Below are 21,920 nucleotides of genomic sequence, written 5' to 3' on the forward strand. Positions count from 1 at the left end.
GCGTCGCGGACGCCAGCACCCATGCTGGCGACAAAGGCCAAGGAGTCTCCATGAAACCCTCGCACCTCGCCATCGGCATTGCCGTGCTGGCGCTCTCGCTGTTTTTCTTCCTCGGGCTGTCCGGCATTTCCGGCGACGAGGGCTACGCCGGCCTGTCGCCGCGCTTCGTGCCCACGCTGGTGGCCGTCGGCCTGGCCGTGTGCGGCGCGCTGCTGACCTGGCAGGGCGTGCGCGGCGGTTTCCGCAATATGCCGGAAGAAGATGCCGAGCTGCCCAACGCGCCGCACAACTTCGGCGGCTTCCTGTGGGTGGCCGCGGGCCTGGTGCTGAACATGGCGCTGATCGGCACGCTTGGCTTCGTGATCGCTTCCACGCTGCTGATGGTGTGCGTGGCGCGTGGCTACGGCAGCCGCCGCATCGTGCGCGACGCGCTGATGGGCCTGTGCATCACGGTGCCGATGTGGGCGCTGTTTGAGTTCCTGCTCGGCATCAACCTGCCGCTGCTGCCCATCGCCGGCTTCTGAGCCCGCCCGCCCGTCCAGCAAGGAGTCTTCGAATGGATACCCTGAACCAGCTGATGCACGGCTTTGCCGTGGCCATCACGCCGATCAACCTGATGTGGGCCCTGGTGGGCTGCTTCCTTGGCACCGCCATCGGCGTGCTGCCGGGCATCGGCCCCGCGCTGACGGTGGCGATGCTGCTGCCGCTGACCGCCAAGGTGGAACCGACCGCCGCGCTGATCATGTTCGCCGGCATCTACTACGGCGCGATGTACGGCGGCTCGACCACCTCGATCCTGATGAACACGCCGGGCGAGTCTTCCACCATGGTCACAGCCATGGAAGGCAACCTGATGGCCAAGAACGGGCGCGCCGGCCCGGCGCTGGCCACCGCGGCGATCGGCTCGTTCGTGGCGGGCACCATCGCCACGGTGATGCTGTCGATGTTCGCGCCGGTGGCGGCGGACGTTGCGCTGCAGTTCGGCCCGGGCGAGTACTTCATGATCATGCTGCTGGCCTTCACCACGGTCTCGGCCGTGCTGGGCTCGTCGCTGCTGCGCGGCATGACCGCACTGTTCCTGGGCCTGGGCATCGGCCTGATCGGCATGGATTCGCTGTCGGGCCAGACCCGCTATTCGATGAACGTGCAGGAACTGTACGACGGCATCGACATCGTGGTGGTGGCGGTGGGCCTGTTCGCGGTGGGCGAGGCGCTGTTCAACGCGTTCTTCCCACAGCCGGCGGGCACCTTCAACAAGCTCAGCTCGGTCCACATGAACAAGTCGGACTGGAAGCGCTCGATCCCGGCGTGGATCCGCGGCACCTTCATCGGCTTCCCGTTCGGGCTGATCCCCGCCGGCGGCGCCGAGATCCCGACCTTCCTGTCGTATGCCACCGAGAAGAAGCTGTCCGACCACAAGGAAGACTTCGGCAAGGTCGGCGCGATCGAAGGCGTGGCCGGCCCCGAAGCGGCCAACAACGCCGCAGTGACCGCGACGCTGGCCCCGCTGCTGACGCTGGGCATCCCCACCTCCAACACCACCGCGATCCTGCTGGCCGCGTTCCAGAACTACAACCTGCAGCCGGGCCCGATGCTGTTCCAGACCTCGGGCGACCTGGTGTGGGGCCTGCTGGCGTCGCTGTATATCGGCAACGTCATGCTGCTGGTGCTGAACCTGCCGGCGATCGGGCTGTGGGTGCGCATGCTGCGGGTGCCCACGCCGCTGCTGTACGGCGGCATCCTGATCTTCGCCGGGCTTGGCGCCTACGGCATCCGCCAGTCGTGGTTCGACCTGCTGCTGCTGTTCGTGGTCGGCCTGCTCGGCATGGTGATGCGCCGCTTCGACTTCCCCACCGCGCCGGTGATCGTGGGCATGATCCTGGGGCCGATGGCCGAGAAGCAGCTGCGCAATGCGCTGTCGATCGGCCAGGGCGACTGGACCCTGTTCCTGCGCCAGCCGATCTCGGCCACCATCCTGGCGCTGACCGTGGCGGTGGTGGTGATCCCGCGCCTGTTGCGCTGGCACGCGACCCGCACCTCGGCGCACGCGCAGGCCGACAACGCGGCCTGATGCGCGCGATCTTGCGGTAAGCTTTGCGAGGCCCGCACGCCAATGGTGTGCGGGCCTCTTGTCTTTCGTCTCTCGTTTTCCAAAACAACAAGGCGCCGGCGCTTCCGTGCCAGGCCGCTGAACCATGCGTCTCTTCTCCAACCCCTGGCTGTCCGCGCTGCCCACGCTGGCGCTCGGGCTGGCCGCCGCCCTGCTCTGCACCGCGCTGCATACCCCGCTGCCGTGGATGATCGGCCCGCTGCTGGCCGTGGCCGCAGCGCGCATGGCCGGGGCCGACCTGCGGGCGCCGTCGCAGGCCCGCAACGCGGGCCAGTGGGTGATTGGTGCGTCGCTCGGGCTCTACTTCACGCCGGACGTGGTGGCGCGGTTGGTGGAATACCTGCCCTACATCATTGCCGGCTCGCTGTTCGCGCTGGTGCTGGGCGCGGGCGGTGCCATCCTGCTGCGGCGGACCACCGGCGTGGCCTTCAAGACCGCGTTCTTCTCCACCGCCATCGGCGGCGCCTCGGAGATGGCCAACCTGGCCGAGCGCAACGGCGCGCGCATTGACCAGGTGGCGGCCGCGCATTCACTGCGGGTGCTGATGGTGGTGGTGACCGTGCCGGCCATCTTCCAGTACGGCGGCATCCACGGGCTCGACCCCTATATCCCCGGCCCGCGCGTGGTCAGCGCCCCGGGGCTGCTGGCGCTGGTCGCGATCACGCTGGGCGTGGCGCTGCTGGTGAAGCGGCTGAACATGCCCAACCCGTTCGTGATCGGCACGCTGCTGGCCGCGGCGGTGCTGACCGCGTCCGGGATCGAGCTGTCGGCCATCCCCACCTGGATGAGCCGTGCCGGCCAGCTGCTGATCGGGGTCTCGCTGGGGGTGCGCTTCTCGCGCGAGTTCCTGCATACCGCGCCGCGCTTCCTGTCGGGCGTGGCGCTCTACACCGTGCTGGCGCTGGTGGTATCGGCGCTGGTGGGCTGGGGGCTGTCGGCGCAGTCGGGCGCGCACCCGGCCACGGTGATCCTGGGCACCACGCCGGGCGGCATCGCCGAGATGTGCATCACGGCCAAGGTGCTGGAGGTGGGGGTGCCGCTGGTGACCGCGTTCCACGTGATCCGGATGGCCTTCGTGGTGCTGGCCACCGGCCCCCTGTATCATTGCCTCAAACATCGCGTCGCGCCGGAGGAGACAGAGTAGCGGTCCGTTACAGGACGGCTACGGTGCGGCCAGCCAGAACCAGGAGCGCCATGTCCGAAGCCGCACCGCAATTCAGCCTCACCGATATCGACGCCACGCTGGAGCGCGTGCTGGCGCCATGGGTGCGCCAGCTCGGCCTGCGTGCCGAAGCCGTCGATGCCCAGGGCGTCACGCTGCGCCTGCCGTTCAGCGAATCGTTCCGCCATGCGGGCGGCGTGGTCTGCGGCCAGGTGCTGATGTCCGCCGCCGATACCGCCATGATCGTCGCCGTGGCCAGCGCGCTGGGCGCCTTCCGCCCGATGACCACGGTCACGCTCACCACCAATTTCATGCGCCCGGTGATCGACGGCGACGTGCTGGTGCGCGCCAACGTGCTGCGGCTGGGCAAGACCGTGGTGTTCGGCGAGATCGAGCTGACCGGCACCGACGGCAAGCTGGCGGTGCAGGCCACCACCACCTACGCCCTGCTCTGATCCCCTCGCAACGCCAGCGCCCATGACTTCCGGCCACGCCCATCCCTTCGACCAGGTCGTCTTTGCCGGCGGTGGCAACCGCTGCTGGTGGCAGGCGGGCTGGTGGGACATGGTCGCGCCGGAACTGCAGTTGCGCCCGCGCGTGATCGCCGCGATCTCGGCCGGCGCGGCGACGGCGTGCATGGTCTATGCGCACGACTCGCACCAGACCATGGACTACTACCGCGAGGTCCTGTCCAACAACCGCCGCAATGCCTACTGGGGCAACCTGCTGCGCAATGAGCGCGTGTTCCCGCATTACGGCATCTACCGCACCGCGCTGCTGACGATCTTCGCCGACGGGCGCCTCTCGCACCTGCAGCAGGCGCCGGAGATCCGCATCGGCGTGGCCCATATCCCGCGCTGGAGCGGCCCGCGCCTGGCGGTGGCAGCGGGGCTGCTGGCGTACAACATCGACAAGCATGTGCTCAAGACGCTGCACCCGCGGCTGGGGCGCAAGCTGGGCTTCCGGCCGGAGTTCGTGCGCGCGCAGGACTGCGATTCGCCCGAGCAGCTGGCCGACCTGCTGCTGCAGTCGGCTTCCACGCCGCCGTTTACGCCGGTGCTGCGCCGCGGCGGCCGCCCGGTGCTGGACGGCGGGCTGGTCGACAACGTGCCCGTGGACGCGCTCGATGCCACCCCGGGCAATGTGCTGGTGCTGGTGACAAGGCTGTATCCGCGCCCGCGCCGTTTCGTGCTTGAGCAAGGCGGCCAGCGCCGCCTGTACCTGCAGCCCTCGCAGCGCGTGCCGATCTCGAGCTGGGACTACACCCGGCCCGATGCCATGACTCACGCCTACGAACTGGGCCGCCGCGACGGGGAAACTTTCCTGCGCGAGTGGCCGTCGATCCTGAATACCGAACTGCGGCCCGCTGCCTAGTTTCTTGTTTGCTGGCGCTGGCCTGATTGTTGTCGATGCGGCCCGTGTGCCGCGACAGGAGGCATGGATGACTAAGCGCCAGACAACCCCCGCCGGGGCCAGGGAACCGCGGCGCGCCCGCGAGGTCAGCGCGGCGCCGCCGGTGGAGCAGGTGCCGCGCGTGCGCGACGGCCGCACGCGGCGCAATGACAAGGTGCGCAAGGCAGACCTGGTGGTGATCGGCGGCGGCTCGGGCGGCGTGGCCTGCGCGCGGCGTGCCGCCGCGCACGGCGCACGCGTGATCCTGGTCGAGCGCGATGCCATCGGCGGCACCTGCGTCAACCGCGGCTGCGTGCCCAAGAAGATGCTGTCCTACGGCGCCGGCTGGTCGGCCATCCTGTCGGGCTGCCTGTCGCATACCGGTGGGCGTGAGGACTGGCGCGACGCCATCGTGCGCGTCAATGCCGAGGTTGCGCGGCTGAACGCGGGCTACACCCAGCGCCTGCACGAATCCGGCGTGGAAATCCTGCGCGGCGATGCGCTGGTTACCGGCAAGGACGAAGTGCGCGTCGGCGACGAGACCATTCACGCGCGCCGCATCCTGATCGCCACCGGCGCGCGCCCGCGCGCGCTCGAAGTCCCGGGCGGCGAACTGGCCGCCAGTTCAGACGATGTCTTCACCTGGCAGACCGTGCCGGGTTCGATTGCGGTCATCGGCGGTGGCTACATCGGCGTGGAGCAGGCCTCGATCCTGTCGCGCTACGGCGTCAAGGTAGACCTGATCGTTGCCGGCGACCGGCTGCTGCCCCACTTCGACCACGACATCTCCCGGTCGCTGGCCGAGGCACTGACCGCGCGCGGCGTGCGCCTGCACCTGAACGCCAGGGTGCACCTGCTGAGCCAGGCCAACGGCGCGGTTGAAGTGTGCTACCGCCCCACCGACCGCTCCGGCCAGACCGAGGCTGTGCGCGCGCAGGCCGCGCTGGCGGCGATCGGGCGCATTTCCAACGTGCAGGGCTTCGGGCTGGAGGCGCTTGGCGTGGACTTTGGCGACAAGGGCGGCATCCGCGTGGACCGCCAGTTCCGCAGCAACGTGCGCGGCATCTACGCGCTCGGCGACGCCATCGACGGCCTGCACCTGACCCCGGTGGCCACCGCGCAGGGCCGCTGGCTGGCCGACCGCCTGTACGGCCGGCGCGGCGAACGCGCCGATTTCGACTTCGTGCCGACCGCGGTGTTCTGCGAGCCCGCCATCGGCGCCGTGGGCCTGACCGAGGCCCAGGCGATCGCAGCCGCCGGCAGGCCCGAGCGCATCCGCACCGTGGTCAAGCGCTTTGTCTCGCTGGAAAACCGCTTTGCCGGCAACTCCCACCAGTCGATGTTCAAGCTGGTGCTGAACGCGCGCAGCGGGCGCGTGCTCGGTGCGCACCTGATGGACGACGCCGCGCCCGAGATCGTGCAGACGCTGGCGGTGGCATTGCGGCTGGGCGTGCGCGAATCGCACCTGCAGACCACGGTGCAGCTGCATCCGACGGTGGCGGAGGAGTTATATGGTTAGGGGTTATTCGCCGATGGGCAGCTTCAGCACCGCGCGCACGCCGGTGCCCTGCAAGCCGTCGCCAAGCTCCACCGTGCCGCCAAACCGCGCCGCCATCTCGCGCGAGATCGCCAGCCCCAGCCCGGAGCCCGGCTCCGCATTGCCAACGCGCCGGTAGAAGCGCGCGAAGACCTTTTCGCGCTCTTCGGCCGGAATGCCCGGCCCATCGTCTTCCACCACCAGGCAGGCGGTCTGGTCGGCGCGCGTGGCCGACAGCGTGATGCGGCTGCCGCGTGGCGAGTACTGGATCGCGTTGTGGACCAGGTTGGCCAGCGCCTCGCGCAGCAGCGCGGGGTCGGCGCGCACCGGCAGTTTCAGCCCCGGCACCGGCTCCCAGCCGAAGTCCTGCTGCTTGCCGCGCGCCAGCGGCAGGTAGTCCAGTGCCACCTGCTCGGCCACGGTGACGGCGTCGATGATGCCGATGCCATCGGCTTCCTGGGCGGCTTCGCCGTGGTGCTGGCGTACCCGCGCCAGCGCCAGCAGCTGGTTGGTCAGGCGCGCGGCCTGTTCCAGCTGGGTGACGATGCCGCCCACGGCTTCGCCGGCGGCCTGGCGCGCGGTCTCGGGGTCAGGGGCGCGCAGCTGGCGCTGGGCGTATTCGGCCTGGGTCTTCAGGATGGCCAGCGGCGTGCGCAGCTGGTGCGCGGCGTCGGCGATGAACTGGGCCTGCGACTGCGCCATTGCCGCGGAGCGCGACACGTGCAGGTTGACCGCGTCGACCAGCGGGCGCACCTCGGCGGGCACGCGCTCGAACGTTAGCGGTGTCAGGTCATCCGGCGAGCGCGCTTCCACGTCGTCGCGCACGCGCGCCAGCGGGCGCAGCACGTAGGTGACGCCGCCCACCAGGATGCCGGCGCTTAGCAGGATCAGCAGCAGGTCGCGCGCCAGCGCGCTGCGCCAGACCGTGCCGATCAGCGTGGTGCGCGGCTCGGCGGTCTCGGCCACCTGGATGATCACGCGCATGCGCGCGTCCGGGCGGTATACCGGCCGCGCCATCGCGGCGATGCGCACGGACTCGCCCAGGTATTCGGCGTCGTAGAAGCGCGGCTGGTTGTTGACGAGGGTGCCGGCAGGAAGCGGCAGGTCGTCGTAGCCGGTGACGGTCTCGACCTGGCCGGCGCGCTCGGTCGACACGCGGTAGAACACATGGGTCTGCGCCGCGGTCTCGAACATCTCCATGGCGGCATCGGGCAGGGTCAGCTGGACGTTGTCGCCAGCCATGCCGATGGCACTGTCGATGGCGCGGATCGAGCCATAGAGCGAGCGGTCATAAGCCGTGTTGGCGGCGTCGCGCAGGGTGCCGTAGGTGAGCCAGGTGTCGATCGCCATCATCGCCGCCAGCGCCGGCACCAGCAGCAACAGCAGTTGCCGGCGCAGGCTGCCGCGGCGCCAGGACGGGACGCGATGGCGCCGCGCCATCTTCAGCGTCCGGCCTCGGGCTCCAGCAGGTAGCCGAAGCCGCGCAGGGTGACGATGGTGACGCCGTGCCCGGCCAGCTTCTTGCGCAGCCGGTAGACCAGCACCTCGATCGCGTCGGGCGAGACATCGGCGTCGAGCGAGAACACCTTGTCGAGCAGCTGCGCCTTGGTCAGCGGCTGGCCGCTGCGTGCCAGCAGCGCGCCCAGCAGGGTCGATTCGCGCGGGGTCAGCGCCAGCGGGGCGCCGTCCAGCGTGAAGCTGCGGGTCTCGCCGTCGAACACCAGCGTGCCGCACTGCAGGCGCGGATGCGCGCGCCCGCGGCTGCGGCGGATCAGCGCCAGCAGCCGCGCTTCCAGCTCGGCAATGGCAAAGGGCTTGGGCAGGTAGTCGTCGGCGCCCAGGTTCAGGCCGCGCACGCGTTCGTCCAGCGTGTCCTGCGCGGTCAGGATCAGCACCGGGGTGCGGTCGTCGCGCGCGCGCATGGACTTGAGCACGGCCAGCCCGTCCTTGCCGGGCAGGCGCAGGTCGAGCAGCACCGCGTCGTATTCCTCGGCCTGCAGGCGGGCCTCGGCCTGCAGCCCGTCGGCGACATGCTCGATCACAAAGCCGCCCTGCTCCAGCGCGCGGGCGACCCAGCGTGCCAGTTCGATTTCATCCTCCACCAGCAGGATGCGCATGCCGGTCTCCTCCTCTGCCGGTTTGGTCCATGTTTCGGTTGCGGCGGCGGAAATCGTCCGGAGAACAGGGGGCTGCACCGATGGAGCGCGCCCGCCGCGGGCGCCTATAATAACCCCGCCCCGCTGGTCCCGGCGCGTGTTGTCCGTGCGCCCGCTCCCTTCCACAGGCAGTTCTTCCGTTTCCGACCACCGTGCCCACGCGTCCACCCCCGCCGTCCCTGCCGTGCGCTTGCGAGCCGCCTGCCTCGGGGCAGCGCCGCCGCTTGCTGGGCGCATCGCTGCTGGCCGGCGCCACCTTGCCGGCCGCGTGGCCCCTTCATGCCCAGTCTAGGCCCCCGGCGCCGCCGCCGGGGTATCCGTCCGGGTATGACGCCACCATCGCCGGCGCCATGCGCGAAGGCATGGTCACGGTCTACGCATCGACCGACCTGAAAGTGGCGCAGCCGCTGATCGCCGCGTTCGAGGCGCGCTACCCGGGCATCCGCGTGCACTACCAGGATCTCAACACGATCGAGCTGAACCAGCGCTTCCTGGCCGAGACCGCGGCGCTGGGCGGCAAGCGGCCCGCGCCCGATGCGGCCTTCGCCGACGTGCTGTGGAGCACGGCGATGGACCTGCAGATCAAGCTGGTCAACGACGGCCATGCGCAGCGCTACGCCTCGCCCGAGCGCGCCGGCCTGCCCGGCTGGGCGGTGTGGCGCGACGAGGCCTGGGGCACCACCTTCGAGCCCGCGGTGATCGTCTACAACCGCCACCACCTGGCCGGCATGCGCCCGCCGCGCAGCCGCAGCGGGCTGGCGCGGCTGCTGCAGGAGCACGCGCCGCGCTGGCATGGCAAGGTGGTGACGTATGACGTGGAGCGCTCGGGCGTGGGCTACCTGCTGGCGCAGCAGGACGCGCGCATGGGCAGTGAGTTCTGGTACCTGGCGCAGGCGCTGGGGCGCGCCGGGGTGCAGCTGTCGGCGTCCACCGCCGAGATGATCGAGCGCATCGCCAGCGGCGAGCTGGTGATGGGCTACAACCTGCTGGGTTCGTACGCGCTGTCGCTGATGGAGCGTGGCGCGGCCATCGACGTGATCGCCCCGCGCGACTACACGCTGGTGATGTCGCGAGTAGCCTTTATTGCCCGGCGCGCGCCGCGGCCCAATGCGGCGCGGCTGTGGCTGGACTACCTGCTCTCGCGCGAGGGCCAGGCGCTGCTGGCCAAGTCCACCTCGCAGCTCTACACCATCCGCACCGATACCGACAGCGTGCACACCGCGGCGGCATTGTCGGAGCGGCTGGGCTACGCGCTCAAGCCGATCAGCGTCGGCCCGGGCCTGCTGGCCGCGCAGGACGCGATGCGCAAGCGCGCATTCCTGGCGCGCTGGCGCGAGGCCATGCGCGGATAAGCGCGCCGCTCAGGGGACCAGGTCGCCGGTATCGAGCCCGCCCGGTTGGGCGTTGGGGCAGGCCTGCTGGCACAGCGTGGACAGTTCCCGGTCCAGCGCCGCCATCGGGCGCGGCACGTAGCCGTGGCGCAGCGCCGGCGAGAACTTCAGGGTATCGATGAAGGCGTCGGACATGCGCTCGGCGTTGGCGTCGAGGTCGAAGTCCTGGGGCGAGAACAGCCAGTGCGCCAGCACCCCGCCGATGGCGGCATGGAAGGCATTGACGGCCAGGTCCAGGTCCAGGTCGGCGGGCAGCTGGCCGCGCTCCAGGGCCAGGCGCAGGTGCTCGCGCATCTTGACCAGGCCTTCCTGGTGCGACTGGCGCTGGCGCTCGAAGATGGCGCCGTTGTCCTGCACCATCTCGCACTTGTGGAAGATGATCTCGAACACCCGGCGCCAGCGCGGGTTGACCACGGTCTGGCGCATCACATAGGCGCAGATGTCGCGGATGCCGCCCAGCGGGTCTTCCTGGCGCGCGAGCCGCTCGGGGTCGCACAGCGCTTCCACGGGCAGGTTGACGCGGTCGCACATGGCGGCGAACACATCGCTCTTGTTCTTGAAGTGCCAGTAGATCGCGCCGCGCGTGACACCCGCCGCCTCGGCGATGTCCGCCAGCGACGGGCGTGCCACGCCGCGGGCGTGGAACACGGCTTCGGCCGCGTCGAGAATCCGGTGGCGCGTTTCAAGCGCCTCTTCCTTGGTACGTCTGACCATTTTTGTCTCTGGTGCCGGCGGCATGACGCAATGGATCCGTCATGGCCAGCCTTGTTGGTTCTCCCTGGGTGCGGCCCCGCTGTGGCAGCCGCACGGCCGGCGCATGCGCCGGCGGGTCGTTGTCGTCACATGACAATGTGCTTGCAGCCTGCGAGCCGACACGACGGCGCGCATCCTAACCCGAGCCGGCGATTTGCGCCGTGATTCCGAACGGGTGGGGAGCAATTTGGACCGGCCGGTTGGGTTTGACCGGGGGCGGAATCCGTATTGCCGCGGCCCTGCGGCGCAGGTTGTGCGCCGAAAGTCCCTTCTGCAACATCAACTTAACATACATGCTTGAATGTATATATAATACGCGCTTGTCCGGCATTCGGCCAGCCGCCTTCTGTGACATACCCAGCACAGTTGGCAATCCCTGCCGCAGGCCAGCCGGTCATGAATCCAGTCGTTACATAAAAGCCGCCGTTCGTCGCATTTGACACTGCGACGCCGCGATTTGTGGCTAGCATCACGCTTTTGTCCGCCGCAAACCGTGCGGCGGGCTGTGTCGTATCCGTTTGTCGGATGACAGGTCGGGACGATGCGGCAGATCTCAAATTGCCATCATGGGGTTATCGATGAGGAAGTCCCAACGTATCCGTTGCGTTGCTGCCTATGCACTAGCGGCACTGTCTGCCGTGGCGCTTGTTGCCTGCGGCGACAAGAAGGCCGAAGGCGGCGCCCCGCCGCCGCCGGAAGTGGGTGTGGTGACCGTGACGCCGTCGCCGGTCGCCGTCGTCAATGAACTGCCGGGCCGCCTGGAAGGCATACGCACGGCCGAAGTGCGTGCTCGCGTCGAAGGCATCGTGCTGTCGCGCAACTACACCGAAGGCGGCGAAGTGAAGGCCGGCCAGGTGATGTTCCGCATCGACCCGGCACCCTACCAGGCCACGCTGGCTTCGGCCCAGGCCGCGCTGCAGCGCGCCGAGGCCAACGCCGTGTCGGCGCGCCTGAAGGCCGATCGCTACAAGCCCCTGGTGGCCGTCAACGCGGTCAGCAAGCAGGAGTACGACGACGCCGTGGCCTCCGCCGGCCAGGCCAACGCCGACGTGGCCTCGGCCAAGGCGGCGGTGCGCACCGCCCAGATCAACCTGGGCTACACCACCGTGACCGCGCCGATCAGCGGCCGCGCCGGCCGTGCGCTGGTGACCGAGGGCGCGCTGGTGGGCAAGGGCGAGGCGACCAAGCTGGCGCTGGTGGAGCAGGTCGACCCGATGTGGGTCACCTTCACCCAGCCGGCTTCGGAAGTCACGCGCCTGCGCCGCGCCATCGAGTCCGGCGTGGTCAAGGGCGTCAACGGCGGCGCCAACGTGCGCCTGTTCGTGGAAGACGGCCGCGAGTACGAGCACACCGGCAAGCTGCTGTTCTCGGACATGACGGTCGACCCGACCACCGGCGCGATCACGCTGCGCGCGCAGTTCCCGAACCCGAAGCGCGAGCTGCTCTCGGGCACCTTCGTGCGCGTGAAGATCGAGCAGGGCGTGGACGAGAACGCACTGACCGTGCCGCAGCGGGCGCTGATCCGCGGCGCGCAGGGTGCCAGCGTGATGGTGGTGGGCACGGACGGCAATGTCGCGGCGGTGCCGGTCAAGGCGCCGCAGGCCATTGGCGACCGCTGGGTCGTGACCGAAGGCCTGAAGGGCGGCGAGAAGGTGATCGTCGAAGGCCTGCAGAAGGTCAAGGTCGGTGCGCCGGCCAGGGCGGTACCGTTCAAGCCGGCCGGGGCCTCGGCACCGGCCGCGGCGACGGCCTCCGCCCCGGCGGCGCCGGCCTCGGCCCCCAAGGCCGAGGGCCCGCAGCAAGCCAAGTCTGACGCCAAGCAAGGCTGAACCCTGCCGTACCACCAATACGGCAAATACGGCTAGACCGCTAGACCAAGAGGGAGCCAGTTTATGGCCAAGTTTTTTATCGACCGGCCGGTGTTCGCGTGGGTGCTCGCGCTGATCATCGTGCTGGGCGGCATATTGTCGATCCTGCAGCTGCCGATCGCGCAATATCCGAACATCGCCCCGCCGACGATCTCGGTCACCGCCACCTACCCGGGTGCGTCGGCCAAGACGCTGGAGGATTCCGTCACCTCGGTGATCGAGCAGGAGCTCAACGGCGCCCCTAACCTGCTCTACTACAACTCCACCAGCGAGTCGTCCGGCCTGGCGAGCATCACCATCGCCTTCGCGCCGGGTTCGAACGTCGACCTGAACTCGGTCGAAGTGCAGAACCGCCTCAAGCGCGTGGAAGCGCGCCTGCCGGCTGAAGTGCGCCAGCAGGGCGTGCGCGTGGACAAGGCCGGGAACAACTACATGATGTTCCTGACCGTGTCGTCCAAGTCCGGCACGGCCGACGCGATCCAGCTCGGCAACTATGTCTCGGCGCAGGTGATCGACTCGATCCGCCGGGTGCCGGGCGTGGGCCAGGCCGACCTGTTCGGCACCGAGTACGCCATGCGGATCTGGCTGGACCCGGCCAAGCTGACCGGCTACAACCTGACCCCGACCGACGTCACCGCCGCGGTGGGCGAGCAGAACATCCAGGTCGCCGTGGGCGAACTGGGCGGCACGCCCTCGCCCAAGGGCACCGAGCTCAACGCCACCGTCACCACCGAAAGCCGCCTGACCACGCCTGAGCAGTTCGGCAACATCCTGCTGCGCACCAACCCGGACGGGTCTTCGGTGCGCATCAAGGACGTGGGCCGGGTGGAGCTGGGCGGTGCCGACTACTCGACGCTGGCCCGCACCAACGGCAAGCCGTCGGCGGCCATCGCCATCAAGCTGGCCCCGACCGGCAACGCGCTGGCCACGGCCACCGCGGTGCGCGCCAAGATGGAAGAGCTGTCCAAGAACTTCCCGGCGGACTACCAGTACTCAGTGCCTTACGACACCTCGGCCTTCGTCAAGATCTCGATCGAGGAAGTGATCAAGACCCTGCTCGAAGCCGTGGTGCTGGTGTTCCTGGTGATGTACCTGTTCCTGCAGAACTTCCGCGCCACGCTGATCCCGACGCTGGTGGTGCCGATCGCGCTGCTGGGCACCTTCGGCGCGCTGCTGGCGTTCGGCTTCTCGATCAACGTGCTGACCATGTTCGGCATGGTGCTGGCCATCGGTATCCTGGTGGACGATGCCATCGTGGTGGTCGAGAACGTCGAGCGGATCATGAGCGAGGAAGGACTCTCGCCACGTGAAGCCACGCGCAAGGCCATGGGCCAGATCACCGGTGCCATCGTCGGCATCACGCTGGTGCTGACCGCGGTGTTCATCCCGATGGCATTCTTCTCGGGCTCGGTGGGCAACATCTATCGCCAGTTCTCGCTGTCGCTGATCTCGTCGATGGCGTTCTCGGCGCTGCTGGCGCTGACGCTGACCCCGGCGCTGTGCGCGACGCTGCTCAAGCCCGTGGAAGCCGGCCATCACCATGAGAAGAAGGGCTTCTTCGGCTGGTTCAACCGCACCTTCGCGCGCGCGTCGACCAGCTACCAGGGCGTGGTCGCGCGCATCCTCAAGCGCACCGGCCGCTACCTGATCATCTACGCGGTCATCATCGTCGGCGTGGTGGTGCTGTTCAAGCGCCTGCCGTCGTCGTTCCTGCCCGATGAGGACCAGGGCTACATGATCACCGTGGTGCAGCTGCCCAACGGCGCCACCCAGGACCGTACCATCGGCGTGCTCAAGCAGATCGAGGACTACTACCTGCAGAAGGAAAGCAAGGTGGTTGACCAGATGATCACGGTGGCGGGCTTCTCCTTCTTCGGCCGCGGCCAGAACGGCGGTATCGCGTTCGTGCGCCTGAAGGACTGGAAGGAGCGCACCGGCGACGGCGAGACCGCGCAGGCGCTGGTGGGCCGTGCCTTCGGCGCGCTGTCGTTCATCAAGGACGCGATCATCTTCCCGCTCAACCCGCCGGCGATTTCCGAGCTGGGCAACTCCTCGGGCTTTGACTTCCGCCTGCAGGACCGCACCGGCCAGGGCCACGCCAAGCTGATGGAAGCGCGCAACATGATGCTCGGCATGGCCGCGCAGAGCCCGGTGCTGATGGGCGTGCGCCCGGAAGGCCAGGAAGATGCGCCGCAGCTGCAGATCGACATCGACCGCGAGAAGGCCAAGGCGCTCGGCGTCACGGTGGCGAGCATCAACTCGACGCTGTCGATTGCGTTCGGCTCCAACTACGTCAACGACTTCATCTATGAAGGCCGCGTGCGCAAGGTGATCGTGCAGGCAGAAGGCTCGGACCGCCGCCTGCCGGACGACCTGACCAAGCTGCGCGTGCGCAACAGCAACGGCGACATGGTGGCGTTTGCCGCGTTCGCGACCTCCAAGTGGGTAATGGGCTCGCCGCGCCTGGAGCGCTACAACGGCATGCCGGCGGTGAAGCTGGCAGGCCAGGCCGCGCCGGGCCGCAGTACCGGTGAAGCCATGCGCGTGATGGAAGAGAACTTCGCCAAGCTGCCGCCGGGCTTCGGCTTCGAGTGGTCCGGCCAGTCTTATGAAGAACGCCTGGCCGGCTCGCAGGAACCGATCCTGTACACGCTGTCGCTGATCATCGTGTTCCTGTGCCTGGCCGCGCTGTATGAAAGCTGGTCGATCCCGTTCTCGGTGCTGCTGGTGGTGCCGCTGGGCGTGCTCGGCGCGCTGCTCGGCGTGACGCTGCGCGGCATGCCCAACGACGTGTACTTCAAGGTGGGCCTGATCGCCACGATCGGCTTGTCGGCGAAGAACGCCATCCTGATCGTGGAATTCGCCAAGGACCTGCAGGCGCAGGGCAAGGGCCTGATCGAAGCCACGCTGGAAGCAGTGCACCTGCGCTTCCGACCGATCCTGATGACGTCGATGGCGTTCATCCTGGGCGTGCTGCCGCTGGCGATCGCCACCGGCGCGGGCTCGGGCAGCCAGCGCGCCATCGGTACCGGCGTGATGGGCGGGATGATCACGGCCACGGTGCTGGCGATCTTCCTGGTGCCGGTCTTCTTCGTGGTGGTGCGCAAGCGCTTCAAGGGCAGTGCGCGCCAGCGCATGCTGGACCAGAAGTGGCACGAGCCGAAAGAGGAAATCTGAACATGACCAAGACTCTGACCACACTGCTGCTGGTGGCCGGCGTTCTGACGGGGTGCACGCTCGCGCCCCACTATGACCGCCCTGCCCCGCCGGTGGCAGACAGCTTCCCGGTGGCGCCCGAGGGCTACGCCACCGCCGAGGCGAAGAGCGGCGAGACCCGCCGCGCTGTCGACATCGGCTGGCGCGAGTTCTTCCGCGACCCGCGCCTGCAGTCGCTGATCGCGACCTCGCTGGACAACAACCGCGACCTGCGCACCGCCGCGCTGCGCATCGAAGAAGCGCGTGCGCTGTACCAGGTGCAGCGCGCCGACCTGCTGCCCACGGTGAACGCGAACGCTGCTTACACCCGTGCCAGCACCAATGCCGCCGGGACCTCGACCGTGCTCGGCCAGCCCGGGGTGACGCAGGTCTACCAGGCCAACCTGGGCATCTCGTCCTACGAGCTCGACTTCTTCGGCCGCGTGCGCAGCCTGTCGAACGCGGCGCTGGCGCAGTACTTCTCCACCGAAGAGGCGCATCGTTCGGCGTATATCTCGCTGGTGTCGGAAGTGGCCAAGGCCTATCTGTCCGAGCGTTCCTTCGCCGAGCAGTACGAGATTGCGCGGGACACGCTCAAGGCGCGCGAGAGCACCTATGGGCTCGCCAAGCAGCGCTTCGACGTCGGCGCCACATCCGCGCTGGACCTGCGCGACAACGAGTCGCTGGTGGCCCAGGCGCGTGTCGCCGCCGCGCAGCTAGCACGCCAGCGCGCGCAGGCGCAGAACGCGCTTGAAGTGCTGGTGGGCAAGCCCATCGGCAGCATCGGGAACTTGCCAGAGCCGATGCGGCTGTCGGACGAACGCATCATCAGCGATATCCCCGCGGGCTTGCCGTCGGACCTGCTGGAGCAACGCCCGGACATCCGCCAGGCCGAACAGCAGTTGCTGTCGGCCAACGCGAATATCGGCGCGGCACGCGCGGCGTTCTTCCCGCGCATCACGCTGACCACCAGCGTTGGCACCATCAGCCCGACGTTCTCGAACCTGTTCGATGCCGGCACCAAGGCGTGGTCGTTCGCGCCGCAACTGACGCTGCCGATCTTCGACTATGGCCGCAACAAGTCCAACCTGGACCTGGCCAACGTGCGCAAGAACATCCAGATCGCCAACTACGAGAAGACCATCCAGACGGCCTTCGCGGAAGTGGCGGATGCGCTGGTTGCACGCGGCACGCTGGAAGACCAGGTCTCCGGCCAGGAAGAGGTGCGCAACGCCGAAGCCGCGCGCTACGAGCTGGCGCGCCTGCGGTTCCGCAGCGGCGTGGCCAGCTACCTGGACGAACTCGATGCGCAGCGCCAGCTGTTCACCGCCGAGCAGGCGCTGATCCAGGCGCGGCAGCTGCGGCTGAACAACGCGATCGACCTGTACCGGTCGCTGGGCGGTGGCTTGCAGGAGAACAGTCCGGTGGCGCAGCAGGCGACGCCTGCGCAACCGGGGACGGTGACGCAGTAAAGGTTGCCGCTTGCCGTTGCAGCAATAAAAAACGACGCGCTCAGGCGCGTCGTTTTTTTCTTTCAGCGTCAGAACTTGTACGAAGCCGCCAGGAAGAACACCAGCGGATTCGGCTCCAGCTTGGTCTTCGAGGTCGACAGCACGGTCCCGTCGGCCGCCTTGATCGTCATCGTCGACGTCGTCTTCAGCGGGATATAAGTCACCGCCGCCGTCAGCCCCCAATGCTCGTCGAAGTTGTAGGTGCCGCCGATATTGAACACGGGCGCCCATGACGACGACGCATCCGCACTCACCGAAGTCGGACCTGGGATGCCCGCCCCCGCCGCCAGGATCGCGCCGAGGTTGTTGTTGACCGAGCTCGCAAACGCCGGATTGACCTCGATGTTGGTAAAAAAGTTGTACGACACCCCCAACCCCAGGAACGGGCGGAATCGCGTGCCCGGATCCAGGAAGTGGTACTGCACCATCGCCGCCGGGCTCCACTGGCGTGCCTTGGTGACGATGGGGTTCAGCGACGGATCGCCCAGGCTCTGGCGCCCGAGCGCTCCGGCCGGGCCGGGCGGGATCAGTTCGCCGTGGCCGTAGAGCTTGAACTCCGGCGGGATGCCGCCCACCGCGGTGATCGCGATATGGTCGGAGACGAAGTGGCTGAAGGTCAGCCCCAGCGTATTGGCGTTGGATGACGAGATGCTGCTGCCCGGTGCGGTGAAGCTGGACGGCAGCCCGAGCGGGTAGTTGATCGGCACGTCGAGCAAGGTGGTAGTCAGCGGAGCGCTCTGGCCATGGGTCTGGATATGGAACCAGCCCGCGGATACCACGTTGTCGCCCTTCTTCTGGGCATGGGCAGGCAGGGCGAAGCTGGCCAGCGCGGCCAGCATCAGTGTGAGCGTGAGGCGTATGGTTTTCATCTTGTGTCCCCGGCAGTGGATGTCTCTGTATGGTCGGATCGTGGCGCAGTGGCCCGGGCTGCAATGGCCCGGGCCTGGCAGCGTGCTTACTGCACGAATGCGCCGACGGTGAAGTACGGGCCGCTGTCGCGCTGTTCCAGGAAGCCGAACACGCCGCCGGTGAACATCAGCTTGCCGGTCGGCGCCGAGCCTGCAGGCGCATCGCGCCGCGACGTGCGGACCACGCCCGGCACCTGCTGCGAGAAATCCAGCCGGTACGGGATGGCGAGCGAGGCATCATGCGGCCGGAACGGATCCATCATGGTGGCCGCGGCGCCGACCAGTGCCGTCACGCGGTAGTTGAAGTTGCTGTCCACGCCGACGTATTCGCCGTTGACCGTGCCTTCAGTAAGCGCTACCGCCGGCGCCATCATGCCGATGCCGATCTCGTCGTCGGCACCAAGCGGGCCGTTGGCGAGCGTGTCATTGGCATAGCCCACGCGGATCATGACCGGCACCAGCTGGCCGCGCAGCTTGCCCACGATCAGGTAGGCCTTGCCCAGCGTGCCGCCCAGCGTGGGCGGCTGGCTCTCGGCCTTGTAGTTGGTCGACAGCAGCGCGCCGCTCGCCTGCGGCACGAAGTTGTTGCCCTTGCGCTCGCACGTGTTGGTGGCGTTGTCGCAGACGGTGAAGGAACCATCGGCAGCCAGCGCCATGCGGTAGTCCTGCGCTACCAGCTGGAACTGCTTGGACGGCACCTCGTGGAAGCCCGTGCCGTTGTACTGGCCGGCAATCTTCGACAGGTCGGTCTCGGTCTGCGCGAAGCCGATGAACTGGAAATACGGGAAGGTGGTGTCCGGCACCGCGCCGGCGCCCAGCACGCCGTTGAACTGGATGCGCGCGCCCGGGATGGTGCCGCCCACCACGCCTTCGCCGACGAAGAGCTTGGCCGGACGGTTCGGATCGAGGCTGGCGCCGCTCAGCTCGAACGCGCACTGGTTGAGCTTCTCGGTCGGCAACCCCGTCTCCGCCTTCAGCGTGCCGCGCATCACGTTCTGCCCGTTGGTGGGATCGCTGCGCGTGGGCTGCACGGTGCCGGTCTGGCGCGGCACCGACGAGTCCATGAAGGTCACCTGCCAGGTCTTTTTGGTGGTGTCGATCTGCACCTTCACCAGCTCGCCGGAGCCGGTGCCGCCGGTAAAGGTGGTGGAGTAGTCGAGCGCTGCCGGGCACAGCCGCGTCTGCACCGCGGCCGGCGTGGACGGCGCGTCGTCGCCGCCGCCGCCACCGCAGGCGGCGAGCATGGCGGTGGCGGCCACGGCCAGCGCACGCGCCGGCACCGTGGATGGGCGCGAGGCCCGCGGCAGGATCAGTCGAAGGGGTTGCATGGCGTGGTCTCCTCGGTTTTGTGTGTTCTTGGTGGACTCAGGGTGCTGCCAGCACGCCGACGCGGAAGGTCGGGCTGGCGCTGCCGGTGCCGGACAGGTGGCTGAACACGCGCCCGCTGGCAATCAGCGCACCGGTGGTGCCGCTGTTGTCGGTGGTGGCGATCATTCCCGGCGCGTTCTGCGTGAAGTCGAGCTGGAAGGCACCGGTCTGGTTCATCGTCATCGGGTCCAGCAGCTCCACGCGCGCGCCCTTGACCAGCGAGGCGGTGTAGACAAAGTCGCTGCCCGAGCCGATATAGCCGCCGTCAAGCTGGCCGCTGGCCAGTGCCTTCGCCGGCGCCATCAGTGCCAGCCCCGATTCGTCGTCGACATTGACCGTCAGTGGCAGCAGCGAGATCTGCGCGTAGCCGGTGCGCACCAGCAGCGGCACCAGCGCGCCGTTGAGCTTGCCCACCACCATCAGCCCCTTGGCGCGGCTGGCGTTGTTGCTGGTGATGGCTGCACTCTGGAACGACGGGTAACGGCGGCTGCCATCGGCATTGCTGCTTTCGAAGGCACCGTCGGCGCTGCGCAGCTTCCAGCTGTTGCCGGTGCTGAGGCAGCTGCCGGCCGCGGCCGTGCAGCTGCCGTCGGCGTTCAGCGTCTCGGTGGTCTGCGCGGTCGCGGGCGTGAAGTGGCTCGACGAAGTCAGCGAGCCGCCGGACGGCACCTGGTGGTAGCCCAGCAGGTTGTAGCTGCCGGCCACCCTGGTGAAGTCGGTCTCGGTCTGTGCGAATGCCAGCACCGGGTAGAACGGGAACGTGGTGGCCGGGATCGCACCCAGCCCGAGCACGCCCGGATAGGAGATGGTGGCACCGGGGATGCCGCCGCCGGCAACGCCATTGCCCAGGAAGATCACCGGCGGCCTGGCGCTGTCGATATTGGCCTGCGAGGTGCCGTCGGATGCGGTGGCCGTCTGCAGCGCGACTGCGCAGCGGTTCTGCTCGGCGGTCGGCAGCGAGGTCAGGTTGGCGAAGGTGCCGGTGAAAGTCACGCCCGCGCGCGTCGGGCTGACGCTGCCGGGTTGCTTGGGCACCGGCGACTCGATGATCTCAAGCTGGTAGGTGCGGGCCGCGGTGTCGAAGCGCAGCTTCACCAGTTCGCCCGCGCCGGAGCCGCCGGTGAAGGTGGTGCTGTAGTCCAGTGCCGCCGGGCACAACGACCCCGGCGGGCCGCCGATGGTGACCGGCCCCTGCGCGGGGCACGTGCCCGTGTCAGCGCATTGCGGTGCCTGCGTGCCGGAGCGCGGCGCCTCTTCATCGCCGCCGCCGCCACCGCAGCCGGCCAGCGCCGCGGCAAGGCTCACCCCTGTCAAAACCAAAGTGCTGCGTCGAAGCATCGACATGGTCATTGCCTGTCTCCTGATTTTTTCTTGGCGACCCCTGGCTCTGGATCTGGTGTCCGGCTCTGCGGCCGGATCCCTCCCGGGTGCGGCGACTCTCGCCGCTCGCGTGTTTTTGCGTCAATAGAGCGGCCGTTCCAAACAGGCGCGCCTGGCGTGCATGCCGCACGTGGCGGTGGATTGCGGGTGTTGCACGGACTGCGCGGCAAAGCGGCGCGGCCACCGATTCAAACGCACGGTGCGCGCCGCTTTGCCGCATCTCAGAAGCGATAGTCAGGATTGGCCGGATCGAACGCCGAGGCCTCGAAGGTCTTGCGCACCAGCTTGTCGAACACGATCTTCTCGACCATGTTGCCGTCGGCATCCCAGGCGGTTTCCACGCGGATATACGGATGCTTCAGGTCCAGCATCAGCTGCACCTTCTTGGCGTAGTACTGCGGCGCGCCGGCCGGCAGGTCCCAGGTCAGCGCCACCATGCGCACGCCCTGCTCCTGCACGATCTCGGCCTTGCTGTACTTCTCGGACAGGCCGGCGGCACGCAGGGACCTGGCGTCGCGCTCCAGCATCGACAGCACGAACTGGAAGCCCAGGTCGCGCACGGTGTGGTTGGACTGCGAGCGCGCCAGCGTGCCGTCCAGCGCAATCCACATCGAGGTGAAGCCCAGCACGCCGCCCAGGTGGCCGTACATCTCGTCCTTGCGGCGGGTCTCGTCGTAGATGATTTCCTGTCCCGACTGCGCGCCGCCGGGCAGCCACTTGGCATAGAGCTGGCGCGGCTGGTGGCGGTAGCGGATCTGCATCCTGGCGGGCTGGTCCTGCCACTGGTTGTTGAGCCGTTCCTGGCGCGACATCCAGTACTCGTACTCGGGATAGCGGTTCATCTCGGCGCGCGCCCATTTCAGCAGTGCATCCGGCTGCAGCGCGTGGAACACGGCCAGCACCTGCTCATCGGACAGCCGCGCGAGTTCGCCGCTGGCGACCTGGCGCGAGAACAGTGCGGCTTGCTGTGCGGATGTCTGGCCGTCATAGCCCGTGCCCGCGGCGGCGGTGGTTGTGGCCGTCTGGGCCATGGCCACCGGGGGCATGGCCAGTGGCGCAGCCAGCAGTCCGATGACGGCACCGGCGACGGCGGCAAGGTAAAGCGGTTGGATCGACATGGCAGCTTCCTCCTCAAGATGTCCGCCAGGAGGCGGAGCGCGGGCAGCGCAGGGCGAACGGGGCCACCGCC

The 21,920-nt window shown here is 68.5% G+C and carries 17 protein-coding genes; 10 read left to right on the forward strand and 7 right to left on the reverse strand.

From position 1 onward, the window contains the following. The first annotated feature begins 50 nt into the window (after window positions 1-50). From C265_RS24625 to C265_RS24650, 6 genes are all read left to right on the forward strand, one after another. Entirely contained in the window at window positions 51-524 is a 474-nt protein-coding gene (locus C265_RS24625; RefSeq protein WP_010811345.1) for a tripartite tricarboxylate transporter TctB family protein, read from the forward strand. Window positions 525-556: 32 nt separating this feature from the next. Beyond that, window positions 557-2,071, forward strand: a complete 1,515-nt coding sequence (locus C265_RS24630; RefSeq protein WP_010811346.1) for a tripartite tricarboxylate transporter permease — start codon at window positions 557-559, stop codon at window positions 2,069-2,071. Window positions 2,072-2,195: 124 nt separating this feature from the next. Beyond that, a complete protein-coding gene (locus C265_RS24635) occupies window positions 2,196-3,254 on the forward strand; it encodes an AbrB family transcriptional regulator (RefSeq protein ID WP_010811347.1) in 1,059 nt (352 codons plus the stop codon). Between the two features lie 50 nt (window positions 3,255-3,304). Then, window positions 3,305-3,727: a PaaI family thioesterase gene (locus C265_RS24640; protein ID WP_010811348.1), complete on the forward strand. Its 423-nt coding sequence runs from the start codon at window positions 3,305-3,307 to the stop codon at window positions 3,725-3,727. 22 nt (window positions 3,728-3,749) lie between these two features. After that, complete coding sequence (locus C265_RS24645; RefSeq protein WP_010811349.1) at window positions 3,750-4,646, forward strand: patatin-like phospholipase family protein; 897 nt, start codon at window positions 3,750-3,752, stop codon at window positions 4,644-4,646. Between the two features lie 67 nt (window positions 4,647-4,713). Next, complete coding sequence (locus C265_RS24650) at window positions 4,714-6,183, forward strand: NAD(P)/FAD-dependent oxidoreductase (protein WP_010811350.1); 1,470 nt, start codon at window positions 4,714-4,716, stop codon at window positions 6,181-6,183. Between the two features lie 3 nt (window positions 6,184-6,186). Here the strand turns inward: C265_RS24650 and C265_RS24655 are convergent, their stop codons facing one another. Then, window positions 6,187-7,641, reverse strand: coding sequence for a sensor histidine kinase (locus C265_RS24655; RefSeq protein WP_010811351.1), 1,455 nt, complete (start codon window positions 7,639-7,641; stop codon window positions 6,187-6,189). A 2-nt stretch (window positions 7,642-7,643) separates the two neighbouring features. Beyond that, on the reverse strand, window positions 7,644-8,318 hold the full coding sequence (locus C265_RS24660; RefSeq protein ID WP_010811352.1) for a response regulator: 675 nt from the start codon (window positions 8,316-8,318) through the stop codon (window positions 7,644-7,646). Between the two features lie 296 nt (window positions 8,319-8,614). Between C265_RS24660 and C265_RS24665 the strand changes: the two genes are divergently transcribed. Continuing rightward, window positions 8,615-9,709, forward strand: a complete 1,095-nt coding sequence (locus tag C265_RS24665; protein ID WP_011616279.1) for an ABC transporter substrate-binding protein — start codon at window positions 8,615-8,617, stop codon at window positions 9,707-9,709. Window positions 9,710-9,718: 9 nt separating this feature from the next. Here C265_RS24665 and C265_RS24670 read toward each other — a convergent pair whose 3' ends face one another. Next, window positions 9,719-10,462, reverse strand: coding sequence for a TetR family transcriptional regulator (locus tag C265_RS24670; RefSeq protein ID WP_010811354.1), 744 nt, complete (start codon window positions 10,460-10,462; stop codon window positions 9,719-9,721). 617 nt (window positions 10,463-11,079) lie between these two features. On the opposite strand from C265_RS24670, the gene C265_RS24675 reads away from it, so the two are divergent. The 3 genes from C265_RS24675 to C265_RS24685 all read left to right on the forward strand — a co-directional run bounded on the left by C265_RS24675 (window position 11,080) and on the right by C265_RS24685 (window position 17,036). Further along, window positions 11,080-12,330 (forward strand): efflux RND transporter periplasmic adaptor subunit, encoded by a 1,251-nt coding sequence (locus C265_RS24675; RefSeq protein WP_011616281.1) that lies wholly within the window; start codon window positions 11,080-11,082, stop codon window positions 12,328-12,330. 63 nt (window positions 12,331-12,393) lie between these two features. Then, window positions 12,394-15,546, forward strand: a complete 3,153-nt coding sequence (locus tag C265_RS24680) for an efflux RND transporter permease subunit (protein ID WP_010811356.1) — start codon at window positions 12,394-12,396, stop codon at window positions 15,544-15,546. Window positions 15,547-15,548: 2 nt separating this feature from the next. Continuing rightward, entirely contained in the window at window positions 15,549-17,036 is a 1,488-nt protein-coding gene (locus tag C265_RS24685; protein WP_010811357.1) for an efflux transporter outer membrane subunit, read from the forward strand. Between the two features lie 68 nt (window positions 17,037-17,104). Here the strand turns inward: C265_RS24685 and C265_RS24690 are convergent, their stop codons facing one another. The 4 genes from C265_RS24690 to C265_RS24705 form a co-directional block, all read right to left on the reverse strand. After that, a complete protein-coding gene (locus C265_RS24690) occupies window positions 17,105-17,944 on the reverse strand; it encodes an OmpW family protein (RefSeq protein ID WP_010811358.1) in 840 nt (279 codons plus the stop codon). Between the two features lie 86 nt (window positions 17,945-18,030). Next, window positions 18,031-19,311 (reverse strand): DUF2957 domain-containing protein, encoded by a 1,281-nt coding sequence (locus C265_RS24695; protein ID WP_010811359.1) that lies wholly within the window; start codon window positions 19,309-19,311, stop codon window positions 18,031-18,033. 37 nt (window positions 19,312-19,348) lie between these two features. Beyond that, on the reverse strand, window positions 19,349-20,701 hold the full coding sequence (locus C265_RS24700) for a DUF2957 domain-containing protein (RefSeq protein WP_010811360.1): 1,353 nt from the start codon (window positions 20,699-20,701) through the stop codon (window positions 19,349-19,351). Window positions 20,702-20,952: 251 nt separating this feature from the next. Further along, on the reverse strand, window positions 20,953-21,849 hold the full coding sequence (locus C265_RS24705) for a DUF1571 domain-containing protein (RefSeq protein WP_010811361.1): 897 nt from the start codon (window positions 21,847-21,849) through the stop codon (window positions 20,953-20,955). Window positions 21,850-21,920 lie beyond the last annotated feature (71 nt).

Source organism: Cupriavidus sp. GA3-3, assembly GCF_000389805.1.
In the GTDB taxonomy this organism is placed as follows: domain Bacteria; phylum Pseudomonadota; class Gammaproteobacteria; order Burkholderiales; family Burkholderiaceae; genus Cupriavidus; species Cupriavidus necator_D.

Bases quoted from the DNA above. Each gene is read 5' to 3' on its own strand.
- C265_RS24685 (WP_010811357.1), top strand. From the start codon at position 15,549: ATGACCAAGACTCTGACCACACTGCTGCTGGTGGCCGGCGTTCTGACG.
- C265_RS24645 (WP_010811349.1), top strand. From the start codon at position 3,750: ATGACTTCCGGCCACGCCCATCCCTTCGACCAGGTCGTCTTTGCCGGC.
- C265_RS24695 (WP_010811359.1), bottom strand. From the start codon at position 19,311: ATGCAACCCCTTCGACTGATCCTGCCGCGGGCCTCGCGCCCATCCACG.
- C265_RS24650 (WP_010811350.1), top strand. From the start codon at position 4,714: ATGACTAAGCGCCAGACAACCCCCGCCGGGGCCAGGGAACCGCGGCGC.
- C265_RS24655 (WP_010811351.1), bottom strand. From the start codon at position 7,641: ATGGCGCGGCGCCATCGCGTCCCGTCCTGGCGCCGCGGCAGCCTGCGC.
- C265_RS24670 (WP_010811354.1), bottom strand. From the start codon at position 10,462: ATGGTCAGACGTACCAAGGAAGAGGCGCTTGAAACGCGCCACCGGATT.
- C265_RS24680 (WP_010811356.1), top strand. From the start codon at position 12,394: ATGGCCAAGTTTTTTATCGACCGGCCGGTGTTCGCGTGGGTGCTCGCG.
- C265_RS24630 (WP_010811346.1), top strand. From the start codon at position 557: ATGGATACCCTGAACCAGCTGATGCACGGCTTTGCCGTGGCCATCACG.
- C265_RS24660 (WP_010811352.1), bottom strand. From the start codon at position 8,318: ATGCGCATCCTGCTGGTGGAGGATGAAATCGAACTGGCACGCTGGGTC.
- C265_RS24700 (WP_010811360.1), bottom strand. From the start codon at position 20,701: ATGACCATGTCGATGCTTCGACGCAGCACTTTGGTTTTGACAGGGGTG.
- C265_RS24625 (WP_010811345.1), top strand. From the start codon at position 51: ATGAAACCCTCGCACCTCGCCATCGGCATTGCCGTGCTGGCGCTCTCG.
- C265_RS24640 (WP_010811348.1), top strand. From the start codon at position 3,305: ATGTCCGAAGCCGCACCGCAATTCAGCCTCACCGATATCGACGCCACG.
- C265_RS24635 (WP_010811347.1), top strand. From the start codon at position 2,196: ATGCGTCTCTTCTCCAACCCCTGGCTGTCCGCGCTGCCCACGCTGGCG.
- C265_RS24675 (WP_011616281.1), top strand. From the start codon at position 11,080: ATGAGGAAGTCCCAACGTATCCGTTGCGTTGCTGCCTATGCACTAGCG.
- C265_RS24705 (WP_010811361.1), bottom strand. From the start codon at position 21,849: ATGTCGATCCAACCGCTTTACCTTGCCGCCGTCGCCGGTGCCGTCATC.
- C265_RS24690 (WP_010811358.1), bottom strand. From the start codon at position 17,944: ATGAAAACCATACGCCTCACGCTCACACTGATGCTGGCCGCGCTGGCC.